The sequence below is a fragment of the Micromonospora sp. I033 genome (assembly GCF_053890995.1).
The window spans coordinates 1-16407 of record NZ_JBSSLX010000046.1; the positions used below are offsets into that span (position 1 = coordinate 1).

A 16407-nucleotide genomic window follows, 5' to 3' on the forward strand; every position below is an offset into this window, starting at 1 on the left:
AGAGACTGCCGAGCGGGGGCGCAGCCGGCCGCGGTCACCGCGATGAGAGCAGCGGGTACGAGGATCCAGGTGCCGGTGAGGTGAGTCATAACCCTGTCCAGACCCCGGGGACCGGAAGGGTTGTCGCCCGCGAGCAAGATTTTCCGCCGCCCGTCAGAGTGCCGGCTTCCACCCCTGGGCGATGTCAGACCCGTCGATTAGAATGTATGTACTAATCGAGCTTTTGACCTGGGAGGATGCTCGTGACTGCGCCCACCTCCGCCGCCCCTGTCACCCCCTACGCCACCCTCCTCGGGTTCACCCGCTACGTGGACCGCACCGGGCCGACCAAGGCCACCTTCGTGGGCGGCCTGCGCAAGCAGCGGGCGAGCCGGCACGGCTTCAACCCGCACGGCCAGTTCGTCAAGGCGCTCAAGGCCGACGTCGCCTTCCACACCGGCGGCACCCACCTGGCCCAGGTCGCCGACCTGGTCAAGCCGCGCTGGCGCCCGCTCTACGAGGCCCTGGTGCCCGGCGCGACCACCTGGCTGCACTCGCTGGGCGAGCCGGCCGGCGTCGACCTGGCGCAGACCCGCGACGCGCTGGCCATGCTGGGCGACCTGCCCGTGAAGATCAACCCGCAGTTCGGCGTGCGCTACGCCGACGGTCGCGCCGAGGCGATCCGGCTGCACTTCGACGAGGCTCCGCCGAGCGAGGAGACCACGCTGGCCACGCTGCACCTGATGGCCCGGCACATGGACGCGGTCCTGCCGCACGCCGAGCCGGTGCTGGTCGACGTCCGGCGCGGCGAGTCCCACCGGATGCCGGCCGACGTCAAGCCGGAGCAGGTCGAGCAGTGGCTGGCCGGCGAGGCCGCCGCGTTCCGCGCCATCTGGTCCACCGCCGCCTGACCCGACCAGCCCCCACGAGCGGCCGCCCCTCCCCGGGCGGCCGCTCGTCCGCGTCCCCCCTGGTCAGCGGCCGCCCGGAACCGTCTCGTCGTCGAGCAGGCCGGCACGCCCGGCCAGGGCGGCGGCCTCCACCCGGGTGGTCACGCGCAGCTTGCGCAGCAGCGCGGCGGTCATCCGTTTCACCGTGCGCTCCGAGGTGTGCAGGCGTTCGGCGATCTCCACCGTGCCCAGACCGGCGGCCACCGCCCGGAGCAGCCGGCGCTCCTCGTCGTCGAGGTTGACCCCGGGCGTCCGGGCGGGACCGAGCAGCCGCCGCAGCAGCGCCCCGGGGAGCACCGCCCAGCCGTCCAGGACGGCCAGCAACGGCGGCAGCAGTTCCTCGGGCTCGCTGCTCTTCGGCAGGTAGCCCTCGGCCCCGCAGCGCAGCGCCTCCACGGCCGGCGCCGGGTCGGTCGAGCCGGACATGGCCAGGACCCGGACCCGGGGGCAGGTCCGCCGGATGGCCGCGATCGCCCGCGCGCCCCCGGGGGGTGGCATGTGCAGGTCCACCAGGGCCAGGTCGGGTACGCAGCGGCTGACCAGCGCGGCGGCCCCGGCGGCGTCGCAGGTGGAGCCGACCACCTCGGCCCGCCCGTCGGTGGTGCTGGCCAGCAGCAGTTCCAGCCCTCGGACGAACAGCGGGTGGTCGTCCACCACGGCCAGCCGGACCGTCCCCTTGGTCATCCCGTTTCCCCCTCTTTCGGGAAGATACAGGGCATATGTGAGCCGATGTCGGGAAGCTCGGTTCATGAAAGTGCCTCAGCGTGTCTCCCCACGGGTGCCGGCACCGCCCCGGCACGAGCCGCCCCAGCGGGACGAGCGGCTGCTGGTCCGGGTGCTCTGTCACGAGCTGCGGACGCCCGTCCAGGCGCTGGCCGCGCTGACCCGGGCCCTCACCGAGGACCGGCGGCCGTTGACCGCGCCGGAGCGCCGGGCGATCGCCGAACTGGCCCACGAGCACGCCGTACACCTGCGGGCGCTGCTGGACGACCTCGGCGACCCGCGGCGCTCCCCCGGTCCGGGCCAGGAGCGGCTGGTCCCCCTGGCCCGGGTGGTCCGCGTGGTGGCCGCCGGCGCGCCCGGCGGCCGACCGCTGCGGACCCGGGTGAGCGGCACGGCCGCCGCCCTGGCGGTGCCCGAGCGCCCGCTGCGGCAGATCCTCACCAACCTCGTCGACAACGCGCTGCGGCACGGTCCGGCGGGCGGCGCCGTGCTGATCCGGGCCACCGCGAGTCCCGGCGCGCTGACGGTCTCGGTGGTGGACCGGGGCGCGCCCGACGCCACGCTGCGCGCCGCGCTCGCCCACCCGGCGCCGTCGTCCGCCGGGTCCGGCCTCGGCCTGTGGATCGTCCGCCGGCTCGTCGACTCCTACCGGGGGACGCTGCGGGTCCGCCGGCCGCGCTCCGGCGGTCTGGCCGTCGACGTCCGACTGCCCGTGCCGGTGCGGGTCGGCCCGGCGGGGCCGGGGAACGGCCCCGGCGTGCCGCCGGATCGGGAACCGCGGTGAGGAGGCACCGCGACTTTGAGGAGATGTGATGTTCACGCACATGAAGGACCTGCAGTTCGAGGCGAAGCCGGACGGACCGGACGCCGCGTTCGCCCGCCGCCTGCAGGAGATCCTGGGCGGCAAGTGGGGCGAGATGACCGTGGCGAACCAGTACCTCTACCAGGGCTGGAACTGTCGGCTGCCCGGCAAGTACAAGGACCTGCTGCTCGACGTCGGCACCGAGGAGATGGGCCACGTCGAGATGATCGCCACGATGATCACCCGGCTGCTGGAGAACGCACCGCTGTCGCTCGCCGAGGCCGCCGAGGACAACCCGATGGTCGGCGCGATCTACGGCGGGTCGAACCCGGCGCACTTCATCCACGGCGGCGGCGGCGCGCTGCCCACCGACAGCAACGGCGTGCCGTGGAACGGCAACTTCATCACCGCCAGCGGCAACCTGATGGCCGACTTCCAGCTCAACGTCACCGCCGAGGCCCAGGGCCGGCTCCAGGTGTCCCGCCTGTTCAACATGACCGACGACCCCGGGGTCAAGCAGATGCTCCGCTTCCTGCTGGCCCGGGACACCATGCACCAGAACATGTGGATGGCGGCCATCGAGCAGCTCAAGGAGGACGGCCTGGAGGAGATGCCGGTGCCGGACGCCTTCCCGGACTCGAAGGAGTTCACCGAGGAGTTCAGCTACACGTACCTGGACTTCTCGCCGGGCCAGGACGCCGCCGAGGGCCGGTGGGCCTCCGGCCCCAGCCCGGACGGCAAGGGCGAGTTCCGCTACGACCACAGCCCGCGGGCGCACGCCCCGGAGCCGGTGCTGCCCCCGGGCGACCCGCGCCTGTACGGAACCAACCCCGGCATGGCCGGCAAGGTCGCCACCAAGGTCAAGAGCAAGCTCACCTGACGCCGCCGGCGCCGGGCCGGCCGCACCACGGCCCGGCGCCGCGGCTCCACTCCCGGGAGTCGCCATGTCCACCGCCAACCGCACCCGGGTGGCCGTATTCGCCCTGCTCACAGCCGGCGCCGCGAGCGTCGGGCTGGCCCTGCCCGCGGTCCTCGCGCTGGCCGCCCTCACGGCGCTCGTCCCGGTCGCCGACGCGCTGGACCGGGACCCGGCGCCGCAGCCGGCACCCGAGCGCGAACCCGCCTGATCCGTCCGCCCCGCCAAGGAGCACACCGTGGTCACGAACGACATCACCATCGCGTCACCGCTGCGGACCGCCCGCGCCCGGGGCAGGGTACGCGGGCGCCTCATCCTGCTCGGGCCGGCCTTCGTGGCCGCGGTCGCCTACGTCGACCCGGGCAACTTCGCCACCAACTCCACCGCCGGGGCCCGCTACGGCTACCTGCTCGTCTGGGTCGTGGTGGCGGCGAACCTGGCCGCCATGCTGGTGCAGACGCTCACCGCCAAGCTCGGCCTGGCGACCGGGCGCAGCCTGCCCGAACTGTGCCGCGAGCACCTGCCCCGGCCGGTCAACCGGGTCATGTGGGTCCAGGCCGAACTGGTGGCCATGGCCACCGACCTGGCCGAGGTCATCGGTGGCGCGGTCGCCCTCCACCTGCTCTTCGGCGTCCCGCTGCTGCCCGGCGGCCTCATCATCGGCGCGGCCGCGTTCGCCGTCCTGGCGCTGCGCCAGCGCGGCTTCCGGGCCTTCGAGATCGCCATCGCGGTCCTGCTCGGGGTGATCGTCCTGGCCTTCGCGGTGAACCTGCTCACCGCGCAGCCCGACGTGTCCGCCGCGGCCGGCGGGCTGCTGCCCCGCGCGCAGAACACCGACAGCATGCTGCTGGCCGCCGGCATCCTCGGCGCGACCGTCATGCCGCACGTCATCTACGTGCACTCGGCGCTGACGCCGAACCGCATCCCGGCGGCCGACGAGGCCGAGCGGCGGATCGTGGCGAAGGGCCTGCGCACCGACGTGCTGCTCGCCCTCAGCACCGCCGGCGCGGTCAACCTCGCCATGCTCCTCGTCGCGGCGGCCACCTTCCACGGCAGCACGATCCCCGGCACCGACACCCTGGAGGGCGTCCACGCCGGCCTGGCCGGCTCCCTGGGCGCGGTGGCGGCGCTCGGCTTCGCCGTCGCCCTGCTCTTCTCCGGGCTGGCGTCGACCAGCGTCGGCACCTACGCCGGCGAGGTCATCATGCAGGGCTTCCTGCGCCGCCGGATCCCCCTCGCCGTGCGCCGGCTGGTCACCCTGCTGCCCGCGCTGCTGGTGCTGGCCGTCGGCGTGGACCCGACCCGGGCCCTGGTGCTGTCACAGGTGGTGCTGAGCTTCGGCATCCCGTTCGCCCTCATCCCGGTGGTGGCCTTCACCCGCCGTCGGGACCTGATGGGCGGCCTGGTCAACCGCCCGGCCACCACCGCCGCGGCCGTGGTGATCACCGCCCTCGTGGTGGCGCTCAACCTCTTCCTGCTCCGGCAACTCGTCGCCTGACGGCGTGCACCGCGCCCGGCGCCGTCACCGGTGCCGGGCGCGGTGCAGCAGGTACGCGGTGACCAGGCCACCGGCCAGCACGGCCGCCGCCCCCGCCGTCTGCCCGGTCTCCAGCGCCACCCGGAAGGCGTCCCGGACCAGCGCGCGCTCGTCGTCCGAGCCGGCGGCGGCCAGCGCGGCCGGGAACGAGCCGGCCCCGGCCAGCGCGGCCGGCAGCAGGGCGGCGAACCGCGCGTTGAGCACCGCGCCCAGCACGGCCACGCCCAGGCTGCCGCCGACCTCGGTCATGGTGCCGTCGACACCCGCCCCGGCGCCGGCCCGCTCCGGCGGCAGCGCGCTCACCACCGCCTCGACGATCGCCGGGTTGGCCAGCGCGCAGCCGGCGCCCATCAGCAGCAGGCCGGTGAGCAGCGCCGGATAGCCGTCGCCGGGGGTGTACGTGACGGCCAGCAGTCCGACGGCGAGCAGCGCCATCCCGACGGCGACCGCCGCCGGCCGCCCCATCCGGCCGATCAGCGCGGCGGCCACGCCGGTCAGGTTGAGCAGCACGATGGAGAGCGCGAACGGTGCCATCCGCAGCCCGGCCTCCCAGGCCGGATAGCCCCGGACGAACTGCAACTGCTGGGTGAGCAGGAACAGCGCGCCGGTCGCGCCGAAGGTGATCAGCACGACCCCGGAGACCGCGCCCGTGAACCGGGGGTTGCGGAACAGCCCCATGTCCAGCATCGGGTCGGCGGCCCGGTGCTCCCAGGCGACGAAGAGGCCGAGCAGCACGGCGCCGGCGGCGGCCGCGCCGAGCACCGCCGGGGCGGCCCAGCCCTCCTCCGGCCCGGCGGTGATGGCCCACACCACGCCGGTGAGCCCGGCCGTGGAGAGCAGCACGCCGAGCACGTCGAGGCGACCGGTGGCCGCCTTGCGGGACTCCGGCACCAGCAGCCGGACGGCCACCAGGCAGACCAGCACCACCGGCACGTTCACCAGGAAGATGGCCTGCCAGGGCAGGTGGGCGAGGATCGTCCCGCCGACCGGCGGCCCGACGGCGAAGCCCAGCGCGCTGGTCGCCGCCCACACCCCGATGGCCCGCTGCCGCGCCGGCCCCTCGAAGACCTGGACGGCCACCGCGAGGGTGGCGGTGACCAGCAGCGCGCCGCCGACGCCCATTCCGGCCCGGGCCGCGATGAGCTGGCCGGTGGTGGTGGCCAGCCCGGCGGCCAGCGAGCCGGCCCCGAACAGCACCAGACCGACCAGCAGCATCCGCCGCCGGCCGTACCGGTCGGCCGCGCTGCCGGCGCTGATCAGCAGGCCGGACAGGACCAGGGCGTACGCGTTGATGATCCACTGGATGTCGCTGGTGCTGGCGCCCAGCTCGGTGGTGAGCACCGGCACCGCCACGGTGAGCACGGTGTTGTCCAGCACCACGGTGACCTGGGCCAGGCAGAGCACGGCCAGGATCCACCAGCGGTGCCGCAGGACCGCCGGCCCGGCCGGGGCGACCGGCGCGGCGAGGGCGCTCACGGCCGCGGAGCGTACGGGGCGAGCGGGTTGGCCAGCGTCCCGACGAACTGGAGCGCCGCCGACGGGTCCGCCAGGTCGACCATCTGCTGGTTGTTGCGCAGTTGCAGCCGGTTCAGGCAGGAGAGCGCGAACTCCGGGGCGAACAGGTCGTGCCGCTCGGCCAGGTGCGGCACCGACGCCGTGTAGGCGCTGACGCACTCGGCCACGGTGCGCCAGAAGGTCTCCTCGTCGAGGATCCCCTCGGTGGCCAGGATCGCGTTGAGGTGGCGCAGGAACGAGTCGAACACGTCGGTGAAGACGCAGAGCACCTTCTCGTCCTCGGGCACGGCGGCGCGGATCCGGTGGACCGCCTCGGGCAGGTCGGCCTCCGGGTCCATCACCACGATCTCCTCGGCGATGTCCTTGAAGACGACCCGCTCGACCACGCCGTCGCGGAGCACGAGGATGACGTTCTCGCCGTGCGGCATGAACGCCAGGTCGTAGGCGTGGAGCGCGTGCAGCACCGGGACGAGGTAGGCGTCCAGGTAGCGGCGCAGCCACTCCGCCGGGGCCAGCCCGGACCCGGCGATCAGCGCACCGGTGAACGAGCGCCCGGCCCGGTCGACGTGCAGCAGCGACGCCATGGTGGCCAGCCGCCGGCCCGGCTCCAGCCCGGGCACCGGGCTCTCCCGCCAGAGCGCGGCGAGCATCTTGCGGTACGGCGAGTACCGGTCGGTCGCCGCCTCGAACTGCCGGTGCCGGTAGCCGATCGCGGCCCGCTCCCGGATGATCGACAGCCCGCTACGCCGGAACACCGGGTCGGCGGCGATCAGGCCGGCCAGCCAGTCGTTGATGGCCGGGGTGTGCTCCATGTACGCGGCGGACAGCCCCCGCATGAAGCCCATGTTGAGCACCGAGAGCGCGGTCTTCACGTAGTGCCGGCTCGGGTCGGTGACGTTGAAGAAGGTGCGTACCGACTGCTGGGCCAGGTGCTCGTCCGGCCCCTCGCCGAGCGGCACGAGGTGCCGCCGGGCGACCTCACCGGCGAAGGTGACGGCCAGCTTGTTCCACCACTGCCAGGGGTGCACGGGCAGCAGCAGGTAGTCGGCCGGGTCGAGGCCGAGCCCGGTGAGGGTGCGCTCGAAGCCCGCCAGGGTCTCCTCGCCGAGTTCGGCCCGGACGTGCGTGTCGTAGTCCAGGTCGGCGGCGCAGGTGAAGGTGGTGTGGTCCCGGTGCGCGGCGAGCCAGAGCAGCCGGACCGGCCGGCCGGCCTCCGGGGCGTACCGGTGGTGGTCGTGCACGCCGAAGCCGATCCGGCCGCTGTTGGCCACGAAGCACGGGTGGCCCTCGGTCATCGCCGTCTCGATCTGCTGGAAGTCCGCCTTGACCAGCTCGGCGGCGTCCAGCTCGGGCCGGGCCAGCTTGTAGGCGAGCGCGGCCAGGGTGGAGGTGATCTCCTCCAGGTAGACGGGCAGGACGGCGTCGGTGAGGCCGAGCGAACCGCGCAGCTCCAGGCAGAGGTCGACGGCGTCCAGTGGGGCTTCCCGCCCGTCGACGTGCCGGGTCAGGCCGGCGGGGTCGATCCACCAGTGGTGCAGGCTCAGCTGCCGGGCCGCGAAGCGGTACTCGGCGGTGCCGTCGTCGCTGCGTACCCGGTAGTGGCCGGCGCCCTGCGGCTCGGGGGTGATCAGCCGTTCGTGGGCGAACTCGGCCAGGGCCTTGCGGACCAGCTGGCGGTTGGCGGCGGCCCACAGCTCGGGGGTGAGGTGGTCGACGGCGGCGGAGGGGGTGGTCACGCGGGTACCTCTCAACGGGTGGCGGCCAGGAACTGCTCGCGGGTGCAGACGCTGAGCAGGGCGGTCTTCTCGGGCTTGGTGATCGGGCCGACGACGCGGAAGCCGACGGCCGCGTTCAGCGCGTGCACGGCGGTGTTGCGCACGTCGGGCTCGACCACCACCCGGCGGGTGGCCGGGTCGGCGAAGAGCCAGTCCAGCACCGTGGTGATCACGGCGAGGGTGAAGCCGTGGACCGGCGTCTCGGCGGGCGCGCAGAGGAAGTGCATCCCGACGTCGCCCTCGGCCGGGTCGTAGAGGCCGACCAGCTCGACGCGGGCCGGGTCGTAGCGCTCGGCGAGGAACGCCGGCCGGCCCTGCCAGCACCCGAGGTACGCGTCGTGGTGCGGGTGCGCCGCGATCCGCCGGTACTCCTCGGCCACCCGCTCGACGTCGGCGTCCTGCATCATCCAGAACACCGCCTTGGGGTGGGTGACCCAGCCGTGCAGCAGCGGGGCGTCGGCGTCCGGGTCGAGCGGGCGGAGGCTGAACTCGCCGAGGCGCGGGTCGTGCCGGTGGTGCGTGGGTGCGGTCATGAGGCCACCCCGGCGGGAGCGCCGAACTCCTGGAAGGTGATGCTCTTCTCGATCGGGTAGTGCTCGCGGCCGGTGAGCTCGCGAATGATCCAGGAGTTGCGGTAGGCGCCCATGCCCAGGTCGGGCGAGGTGACGCTGTGCGTGTGGGTGCCGGCGTTCTGGAGGAAGACGCCCCGTCCGGTGTGGTCGATGCTGTAGTTGCGGGCCACGTCGAAGCGGCCCTGGCCGTCGAAGCGGAGCCGGTCGCGGACCGGGTCGAGGAAGGCGGGCACCCGGTAGCGGTAGCCGGTGGCCAGCACCAGCCCCTCGGTCTCCAGGGTGAAGTCGCGGCCCTGCTCGACGTGGTGCAGCCCGAGCGTGTACGTCCCGCCCGCCGGGTCGTACGCGGCGTCGGTCAGCTCGGTGTTGGTGAGCAGCCGGGTGGGCACCTGGCCGCCGACGCTCTTCACGTAGAGCAGGTCGAAGATCGCGTTGATCAGCTCCGCGTCGATCCCCTTGAACAGCCCCTTCTGCTCCGCTTCGAGCCGGTAGCGGGTCGGCTCGGGCAGGGCGTGGAAGTAGTCCACGTAGTCCGGGGAGGTCATCTCCAGCGTGAGCTTGGTGTATTCGAGCGGGAAGAAGCGCGGCGAGCGGGTCACCCAGTTCAGCTGGTAGCCGTGGGTGTCGATGTCGGCGAGCAGGTCGTGGTAGATCTCGGCGGCGCTCTGTCCGCTGCCGATCACGGTGATGCTCCGCTTCGCGCGCAGCGCTGCCCGGTGCTCCCGGTACCGCGAGTTGTGGATCACGTCGCCGCCCAGCCCGGCGCAGGCCGGCGGCACGTGCGGCGGGGTGCCGGTGCCGAGCACCAGCCGGCGGGCCCGGTGGGTGACCTGCCGCCCGTCCACCCGGGCGTGCACCACGTACCGGTCGTCGGTCGGGTCGTACTCGATCGCGGTGACCTCGTGTCCGAACCGGACGGTGGGCAGCTTGGCGGCCGCCCACCGGCAGTACGCGTCGAACTCGCTGCGCAGCGGGAAGAAGTTCTCCCGGATGTAGAACGGGTAGAGCCGCCCGGTCTCCTTGAGATAGCTGAGGAACGAGTACGGCGAGGTCGGGTCGGCGAGCGTCACCAGGTCGGCGAGGAACGGGGTCTGCAGGTGGGCGCTCTCCAGCAGCATGCCGGGATGCCAGTCGACGTCGGTGCGGGCCTCCAGGAAGAGGCCGTCGAGGTCGTCGATCGGGGCGGTCAGGCAGGCCAGGCCGAGGTTGTACGGGCCCAGCCCGACGGCGATGAAGTCGTGGGTCGACATGGGTTTCTCCAGGACGGACGGCCGGTCAGCCGACCGGGCAGGACAGCTCGTCGGCGGTGCGGGTGCGGGCGTACCAGCCGGCGTGTTCGGCGATCAGGTCGAGGACGGCGGCGACGTCGTCCCCGGTGGTCTCCGGGTTGAGCAGGGTGAACTTCAGGTAGTGGGCGCCGTCGACCCGGGTGCCCGCCACGAGCGCGGCGCCGGACGCGGCGAGCGCCTCGCGCGCGTACAGGTTGGCGTCGTCCACCAGATCGGCGGCCAGGCCGGCGGGGCGCCAGCGGAACACCAGGGTGCTCAGCGTCGGCCGGGTGACCACCTCGAAGCGGGGGTCGGCGTCGAGCAGGTGCCAGGCCTCGCCGGCCCGGTCGACCACCTCGTCGAAGAGCGCGCCGACGGCGTCCGCCCCCATGATCCGCAGGGTGAGCCAGAGCTTGAGCGCGTCGAAGCGGCGGGTGGTCTGGAGGCTCTTGTCGACCTGGTTGGGGATGCGCTGCTCGACGGCGCGCGCCGGGTTGAGGTAGTCGGCGTGCCAGGTGGCGTGCCGCAGCGTCCGGCCGTCGCGGACCAGCACGGCGCTGGAGCTGACCGGCTGGAAGAAGGACTTGTGGAAGTCGACGGTCACCGAGTCGGCCCGCTCGATCCCGTCGAGCAGGTGCCGGCGGGTGGGCGAGACCAGCAGCCCGCAGCCGTACGCGGCGTCGACGTGCAGCCACACGCCGGCCGCCGCGCAGATGTCGGCGACCTGCGGCAGCGGGTCGATGCTGCCGAAGTCGGTGGTGCCGGCGGTGGCGACCACGGCCATCACCAGCAGCCCGTCCGCCCGGCAGCGGGCGATCTCCCGGGCGAGCGCGTCGGGACGCATCCGCCGCTGCGCGTCGGTGTCGACGGTGCGGACCGCGTCGGGGCCGAGGCCGAGCAGCCGGGCCGCCTTCTGCACGCTGAAGTGGCCGGCGGCGGAGGTGAGCACCCGCAGCCGGGACAGCGCCTCGGGTCCGGGCCGCAGGCCGGCGCGGGACCGGGCCTCCTCCCGGGCCAGCAGCAGCGCCTGGAGGTTGGAGTGGGTGCCGCCGCTGGTGAACACGCCGTCGGCGGCGGGACCGAGCCCGATCCGCTCGGCGGTCCAGTCGACCAGCCGGCGCTCGATCAGCGTGCCGCCGGCGCTCTGGTCCCAGGTGTCCAGCGAGGAGTTGACGGCGCTGAGCACGGCCTCGCCGAGCAGCGCGGGGATCACCACCGGGCAGTTCAGGTGGGCCAGGTAGCGGGGGTGGTGGAAGTACACGGCGTCGCGCAGGTAGACGTCGTGCAGTTCGTCGAGGGCCGCGCCGGCGTCACCGAGCGGGCGGTCGAGGTCGACCGCCGCCACGCGCGGGGCGAGATCGTCCGGGCCGACCCCGGTGAACGGCCGGTCGGCCGTGGCCACCCGGCGGGCCACCCGCTCGACCCCCTCGGCCAGCACGCTGCGGTAGCGGTCCAGCGAGCGGGGGGTGAACAGGTGGTCCCGGGGGGCGGCCGGGCCGGCGCCGGCCGAGGGGGCCGGAACGGTTGCTCCGGGCAGGCTCATGGGCAGTCCTCAGTGGTCGGAAGCGGACACGACGGCAACGGTGCGGACGGCACGGGCGGTCCGGAGTTGATCGCGAGTTAGGTTACCCTAACCTAACTTGCCGGGGTCAAGAGGTCGGGCGACGCCACGCCGCGATCGGTCCCGTCGGCGGCCGCCGGCCGCGCTGCCGCGGGGAAACGTCGCTGGTGGACCACGCCGGCCAGCACGGCGAGACCGACCAGCACGACGCAGCCGAGGGCGACCGCCGGGTACCCCAGGTATTCGGCCGCGGCCAGCCCTGCCGAGGCCGCCACGAAGGAGCAGATCAGCCCGAACGAGGACAGCACCGTGAAGTCGGCGCCGCCGGTCTCGGGCCGGGAGTAGTCCATGTTGACCGTGTAGAGCACCACGTTGGCGACCGTGTAGGCGGCGAGGAAGAGGCAGAGCGCGACCACGGTCCCGGCCAGCGGCGCGCGGCCGGTGAGCAGCGGCAGCAGGAGCAGCGTGGACACCGCGAGCGCGGCGCCGGCCACCACCAGTACCCGGCCGCGGCCGTACCGGCCGATGCCGAGCCCGGCCAGGAGGCCGGCCGCGATCGCCGGCACGCTGGTCACCACGCCGGTGACCACCCCGATCCGCCCCAGCGACCAGCCGGCGTCCACCAGCGCCGGGCTGACGAGCGCGTACGCCGCCCCGGCCCCGACGTAGAGCAGCGGCACCACGCCGAAGGTCCACCACCGGCAGCCGGGCTGGGCGAACACGGACAGCAGCGCCCGGTACGCCTGCGCGGTGGAGGGCACCCGGTCGGTGCGGGGCGGCTCGCGGAACCGCCACACCACCAGCAGGCCGACCGCGGTCAGCGCGGCCAGCAGCAGGATCGCCGGCCGCCAGCCGTACCGGTCGTAGACCACCACGCAGGCACCGCCGCCGAGCAGGTTCCCCAGGTAGCTCGCGGCGACCTGGATGCCGTTGCCGGCGCCGCGGGCCCGGGCCGGGAGCAGCCGCACGGCCACGGCGTCCACCGCGATGTCCTGGGTGGCGGAGAGCAGCACGTACGCCAGGCAGACCGCGACCACCGGGCCGAGCCGGTCGGCCGGGCGGTCGAAGGGCAGCAGCGCGGCCAGCGCCAGCACCAGCCCGGTCTGGAGCACCAGCAGCCAGGAGCGGTAGTGGCCCCGGTGGCGCGAGCCGTACCGGTCGAGGAGCGGGGCCCAGAGGAACTTGACCGGCCACACCAGACCGACGATCTGGAGCAGCGCCAGGGTCTCCAGCGAGGTGCCGCCGTCGCGCAGGATCGCGGTCAGCCCGACGGTGATGAAGCCCACCCCGAGGTACTGGGTGACGTAGAGCGTGGTCAGCGTGCCGAGGCGGCCGGTCACCGGACGCTCCAGTAGCCGAGCGAGGTCACCTGGTGCTTCCCCACACCGAGCGTGCGGCGCAGGTGGCGGGTGATGTCCCGGGTGCTGGCCGCTTCGGCGGCCACCCAGTAGTGCGCGTCGTCGCTGGCCGGCAGCGCGTCCCGGACGATCTTCACGAGACCCTCGCCGTCCGCGCCGCGCGGGATCCAGGTGACCTCGTGGTGGTCCCGGGCGCGCGGCGTCAGCGCCCGCTCGCCGTCGTGGGCGTACTCCAACCAGACCGTGGCCGGCACGTCGGCCGCGGCGTCGAGCAGGCTGTTCACCGCCGGCAGCGAGGCGGCGTCGCCGACCAGGTAGAGGTGCCGCGGGGCGGGCTCGGGCAGGGCGAAGGCGCTGCCCTGCACGGTGGCCTCGATGGTGTCGCCGGCGGCCGCGGTCTCGGCCCAGCGGGCGGCGCACCCGTCGTGCAGGGCGAACTCCAGGTGGAACCGTCCGGTGGCCGGGTCCGGGTCGACCAGGGTGTACGCCCGCTGGTGCGGCTTGCCGTCGTTGTCGAACCAGAGCCGGATCCACATGGTGGGGTGCACCCCGCAGGCCTCCAGCAGGCCGCCGCCGTCCATCAGCAACCGCCGGTACCGGTCGCCGACCGGTTCGGTGCCGAGCACGGTGAGCCGGAAGTTCCGCCCACCCATGGCCCGCAGCACCAGGGCTTCCCAGTTCCGCTTCACGTGACCCCTCCAGTAAGGTCTGGCTTAGTTAGGGGAGGGTAACCTAAGTTGATGTTCATGATGTGGCCGGCCGGTGACGTGTCCGCGACGGCCGGCCGGTGACCGGCATCCGTCGCGACGCCTGGGGCGTACCGCAGTTGTGGGGCGACACCGTCGAGGAGCTGGCCCGGCTCCAGGGCCGGGCCGCCGCGCTGGACCGGGCCTGGCAGATCGAGGTGGAACGCTGGCGCGCCGAGGGCCGGCTCGCCGAACACCTGGGCCCCGCCGAACTGGGCTGGGACCGGTTCGCCCGGCGGGCCCGCCTGGCCGACACCGCCGCCCGCTGCTTCCGCCGGCTCTCCCCCGCCACCCGCCGCTGGGTCACCGCGTACGTGGACGGGGTGAACGACGGGCTCGCCGAGGGCGCGGCCGGCGCGCCCGAGTTCGCGGCGAGCGGCCGCACCCCCGGCCGGTGGCGGCCGTGGTCCCCGCTCGGCGTCTTCCTGGTCCAGCACATCCTCTTCGGCACCTTCCCCAACAAGCTCTGGCGGGCCCACGTCGAGGCCACCCTCGGCCCGGCGGCGACCGGCCTGTTCGCCGTCGAGGGACCGGGCGGCTCGGGCAGCAACGCCTGGGTGGTGCCCGGCGACCCGGCCGCCGGCCGGGGCCCGGTGCTGGCCGGCGACCCGCACCGGGTGCTGGAGCTGCCCGGCATCTACCAGCAGGTCCGACTGGCCTGCCCCGAGTTCGACGTGCTCGGGTTCGCCTTCCCCGGTGTGCCGGGGCTGCCGCACTTCGGCCACGCCGGCGAGGTGGCCTGGGCGGTCACCAACGCGATGGCCGACTACCAGGACGTCTACCGCGAGCAGCTGCGCCGCGAGGGGGGCCGGGTGCTGGTCCGCGACGCCGACGGCTGGCTGCCGGCCCGCCACCACGTCGAGCGGATCCGGGTCCGCGGCGCCGCCCCGGAGCCGGTCGAGGTGATCGAGACCCCGCGCGGCCCGGTGATCGACCACGACCGGCACACCGGCGAGGCGCTCAGCCTGCGGGTCCCGGCCCGGGTCGAGGCGGACCTCGGCTTCGACGCGCTGCTGCCGCTGCTGCGGGCGCGGACCGTGGACGACGTCACCGAGGCGCTGCGCGGCTGGGTCGAGCCGGTCAACAGCGTGCTGGTGGCGGACCGGCACGGCGGGGTGCGGCAGCTCGTCGCCGGGCTGGTGCCGCTGCGCGACGACCGCTGCCGGTGGGTGCCGGTGCCCGGCTGGGAGCCGCGCTACCGGTGGTCCGGCCGGTACGCCGAGGCCAAGCCGGTCGAGGTGGCCGGGGCGGCGGTCTGCGCCAACGACCGCCGCGACGACGTGGCCGACCTCGGGGTGGACTTCGCGCCCCCGCACCGCGCCGCGCGGATCCGGGACCTGCTCGCCGCCGACGTCCCGTCCGACGCCGTGCACGTCGACACCCGGCTGGCGGTCGAGCCGCTGCGGGCGGTGCTCGACCGGCTCGACCCGACGGCGCTCGACCCGGCCACCCGGACGCTGCGCCGGCGGCTGCGCGCCTGGAACGGCCGGATGGCCGCCGACAGCACCGACGCCGGCGCCTGGGCGGCCTGGCGGAACGCGCTGGTCCGCCGGCTGCACGACCATCCCCGGCTGCGCCCGCTGCGCACCCCGGCCCGGTACGACGGCCTCTTCGCGCCGTGGACCGACCCCCTGGCGCGGCTCGGGCACGCCCTCGACGGCCTGGTCAGCGGCGCGGACCGGCTCGGGGTGGACGTCGTCGCGGTCGCCGCGGCGGCGCTCTCCGAGGTGGCGGCGGCGGGTCCGGCCCCGGCGTGGGGCGCCCGGCACCGGCTGCACCCGGTGCACCTCGGCGTGGCGCCCGAGGTCGACGCCGCGGTGGCGGCGATGCGCGACCGGGTGGCCCTCGGCGGCGACACCGACTGCGTGCTCGCCACCTCCAGCGTCCCCGGCGTCTCCGACGCCTGCTGGCGCGGCCCGGTGGCCCGCTACGTCTGGGACCTCACCGACCGTTCGCGCAGCCGCTGGGTGGTGCCGTTCGGCGCCTCCGGCCGGCCGGGCGATCCGCACTTCGACGACCAACTGCCGCGCTGGGCGGCCGGCGAGCTGATCCCGGTGCCCGACACCGGACCCATCCGAGAGGGAGACCCGTCATGACGTACCAGGAGAAGCTGCCCGACCTCGGCGAGCTGCGGCTCGTCCCGGTCGACCCGGCGGCGGACGCGGCGCTGCTGCACGGCTGGGTGACCCAGCCGTGGGCCCGGTTCTGGGGCATGGGCGACCACACCGAGGCGGACGTGCGGGAGGTCTACGAGTTCCTCGACGGCCTGGCCACGCACCACGCCTACCTGATCACCCTGGACGGGACGCCGGTCGGCCTGTTCCAGACCTACCGGCCCGAGGCCGACCCGGTCGGCGAGCGCTACCCGGTCCGGCCCGGCGACGTCGGGATGCACCTGCTGCTCGCGCCGGGCCGGCAACTGCCGGGCCTCACCTCGGCGGTCGGGCCCGCCCTGGCCCGGTTCCTCTTCACCGACCCCACCCGGCAGCGCATCGTCGTCGAGCCGGACGTGCGCAACGAGCGCGCGCTGCGCCGGCTGGAGCGGGAGGGCTTCACCTTCGACGCCGAGATCGACATGCCGGACAAGCGGGCCCAGCTCGCCTTCCTCACCCGCGACCGGTTCGAGGCCGACCACCCGGTCCCGGCCTGACGACGACAGCGCCCGCCCGGCACGGGGCCGGGCGGGCGCGGACGACTGCGGTGGC

At 74.5% G+C, this 16407-nt stretch carries 15 protein-coding genes; 7 read left to right on the plus strand and 8 right to left on the minus strand.

Going from position 1 to position 16407, the window contains the following annotated elements; all coding sequences use genetic code 11:
• Positions 1-242 precede the first annotated feature (242 nt).
• Positions 243-890 carry a hypothetical protein gene (locus ACW0Q9_RS10925; RefSeq protein ID WP_091263986.1) on the plus strand — a complete coding sequence of 216 codons (648 nt, stop codon included), beginning with the start codon at positions 243-245 and terminating at the stop codon, positions 888-890.
• 63 nt (positions 891-953) lie between these two features.
• Here the strand turns inward: ACW0Q9_RS10925 and ACW0Q9_RS10930 are convergent, their stop codons facing one another.
• The gene (locus ACW0Q9_RS10930) at positions 954-1613 is read right to left on the minus strand and encodes a response regulator transcription factor (RefSeq protein WP_456180178.1); all 660 of its coding nucleotides are present in this window, start codon (positions 1611-1613) and stop codon (positions 954-956) included.
• A gap of 64 nt (positions 1614-1677) precedes the next feature.
• Here ACW0Q9_RS10930 and ACW0Q9_RS10935 point away from each other — a divergent pair, with 64 nt between their 5' ends.
• The 4 genes from ACW0Q9_RS10935 (at position 1678) to ACW0Q9_RS10950 (ending at position 4868) form a co-directional block, all read left to right on the plus strand.
• Positions 1678-2436, plus strand: coding sequence for a sensor histidine kinase (locus tag ACW0Q9_RS10935; protein ID WP_456180180.1), 759 nt, complete (start codon positions 1678-1680; stop codon positions 2434-2436).
• A 28-nt stretch (positions 2437-2464) separates the two neighbouring features.
• On the plus strand, positions 2465-3334 hold the full coding sequence (locus ACW0Q9_RS10940) for a manganese catalase family protein (protein WP_456180182.1): 870 nt from the start codon (positions 2465-2467) through the stop codon (positions 3332-3334).
• Positions 3335-3398: 64 nt separating this feature from the next.
• Positions 3399-3581 carry a hypothetical protein gene (locus tag ACW0Q9_RS10945; RefSeq protein ID WP_456180184.1) on the plus strand — a complete coding sequence of 61 codons (183 nt, stop codon included), beginning with the start codon at positions 3399-3401 and terminating at the stop codon, positions 3579-3581.
• Positions 3582-3608: 27 nt separating this feature from the next.
• Complete coding sequence (locus ACW0Q9_RS10950) at positions 3609-4868, plus strand: Nramp family divalent metal transporter (RefSeq protein ID WP_456180186.1); 1260 nt, start codon at positions 3609-3611, stop codon at positions 4866-4868.
• 24 nt (positions 4869-4892) lie between these two features.
• Here the strand turns inward: ACW0Q9_RS10950 and ACW0Q9_RS10955 are convergent, their stop codons facing one another.
• The 7 genes from ACW0Q9_RS10955 to ACW0Q9_RS10985 all read right to left on the minus strand — a co-directional run bounded on the left by ACW0Q9_RS10955 (position 4893) and on the right by ACW0Q9_RS10985 (position 13645).
• Positions 4893-6383, minus strand: coding sequence for an MFS transporter (locus tag ACW0Q9_RS10955; RefSeq protein WP_456180188.1), 1491 nt, complete (start codon positions 6381-6383; stop codon positions 4893-4895).
• Positions 6380-8158: an IucA/IucC family protein gene (locus ACW0Q9_RS10960; RefSeq protein WP_456180190.1), complete on the minus strand. Its 1779-nt coding sequence runs from the start codon at positions 8156-8158 to the stop codon at positions 6380-6382. Before ACW0Q9_RS10960 ends, ACW0Q9_RS10955 begins: the two co-directional genes overlap by 4 nt.
• Positions 8159-8169: 11 nt before the next feature.
• Positions 8170-8730 (minus strand): GNAT family N-acetyltransferase, encoded by a 561-nt coding sequence (locus ACW0Q9_RS10965; protein WP_456180192.1) that lies wholly within the window; start codon positions 8728-8730, stop codon positions 8170-8172.
• Positions 8727-10019, minus strand: coding sequence for a lysine N(6)-hydroxylase/L-ornithine N(5)-oxygenase family protein (locus ACW0Q9_RS10970; protein WP_456180194.1), 1293 nt, complete (start codon positions 10017-10019; stop codon positions 8727-8729). The genes ACW0Q9_RS10965 and ACW0Q9_RS10970 overlap by 4 nt, the downstream gene beginning before the upstream one ends.
• A 25-nt stretch (positions 10020-10044) precedes the next feature.
• Positions 10045-11580 carry a pyridoxal phosphate-dependent decarboxylase family protein gene (locus ACW0Q9_RS10975; protein ID WP_456180196.1) on the minus strand — a complete coding sequence of 512 codons (1536 nt, stop codon included), beginning with the start codon at positions 11578-11580 and terminating at the stop codon, positions 10045-10047.
• A 92-nt stretch (positions 11581-11672) separates the two neighbouring features.
• A complete protein-coding gene (locus tag ACW0Q9_RS10980) occupies positions 11673-12938 on the minus strand; it encodes an MFS transporter (RefSeq protein ID WP_456180198.1) in 1266 nt (421 codons plus the stop codon).
• Positions 12935-13645: a siderophore-interacting protein gene (locus ACW0Q9_RS10985; RefSeq protein WP_456180200.1), complete on the minus strand. Its 711-nt coding sequence runs from the start codon at positions 13643-13645 to the stop codon at positions 12935-12937. The genes ACW0Q9_RS10980 and ACW0Q9_RS10985 overlap by 4 nt, the downstream gene beginning before the upstream one ends.
• Positions 13646-13743: 98 nt before the next feature.
• Here ACW0Q9_RS10985 and ACW0Q9_RS10990 point away from each other — a divergent pair, with 98 nt between their 5' ends.
• Together ACW0Q9_RS10990 and ACW0Q9_RS10995 are read left to right on the plus strand one after the other, a co-directional pair.
• A complete protein-coding gene (locus ACW0Q9_RS10990; RefSeq protein ID WP_456180202.1) occupies positions 13744-15798 on the plus strand; it encodes a penicillin acylase family protein in 2055 nt (684 codons plus the stop codon).
• Positions 15795-16352, plus strand: a complete 558-nt coding sequence (locus ACW0Q9_RS10995; RefSeq protein ID WP_456180204.1) for a GNAT family N-acetyltransferase — start codon at positions 15795-15797, stop codon at positions 16350-16352. The genes ACW0Q9_RS10990 and ACW0Q9_RS10995 overlap by 4 nt, the downstream gene beginning before the upstream one ends.
• Positions 16353-16407: the final 55 nt, after the last annotated feature.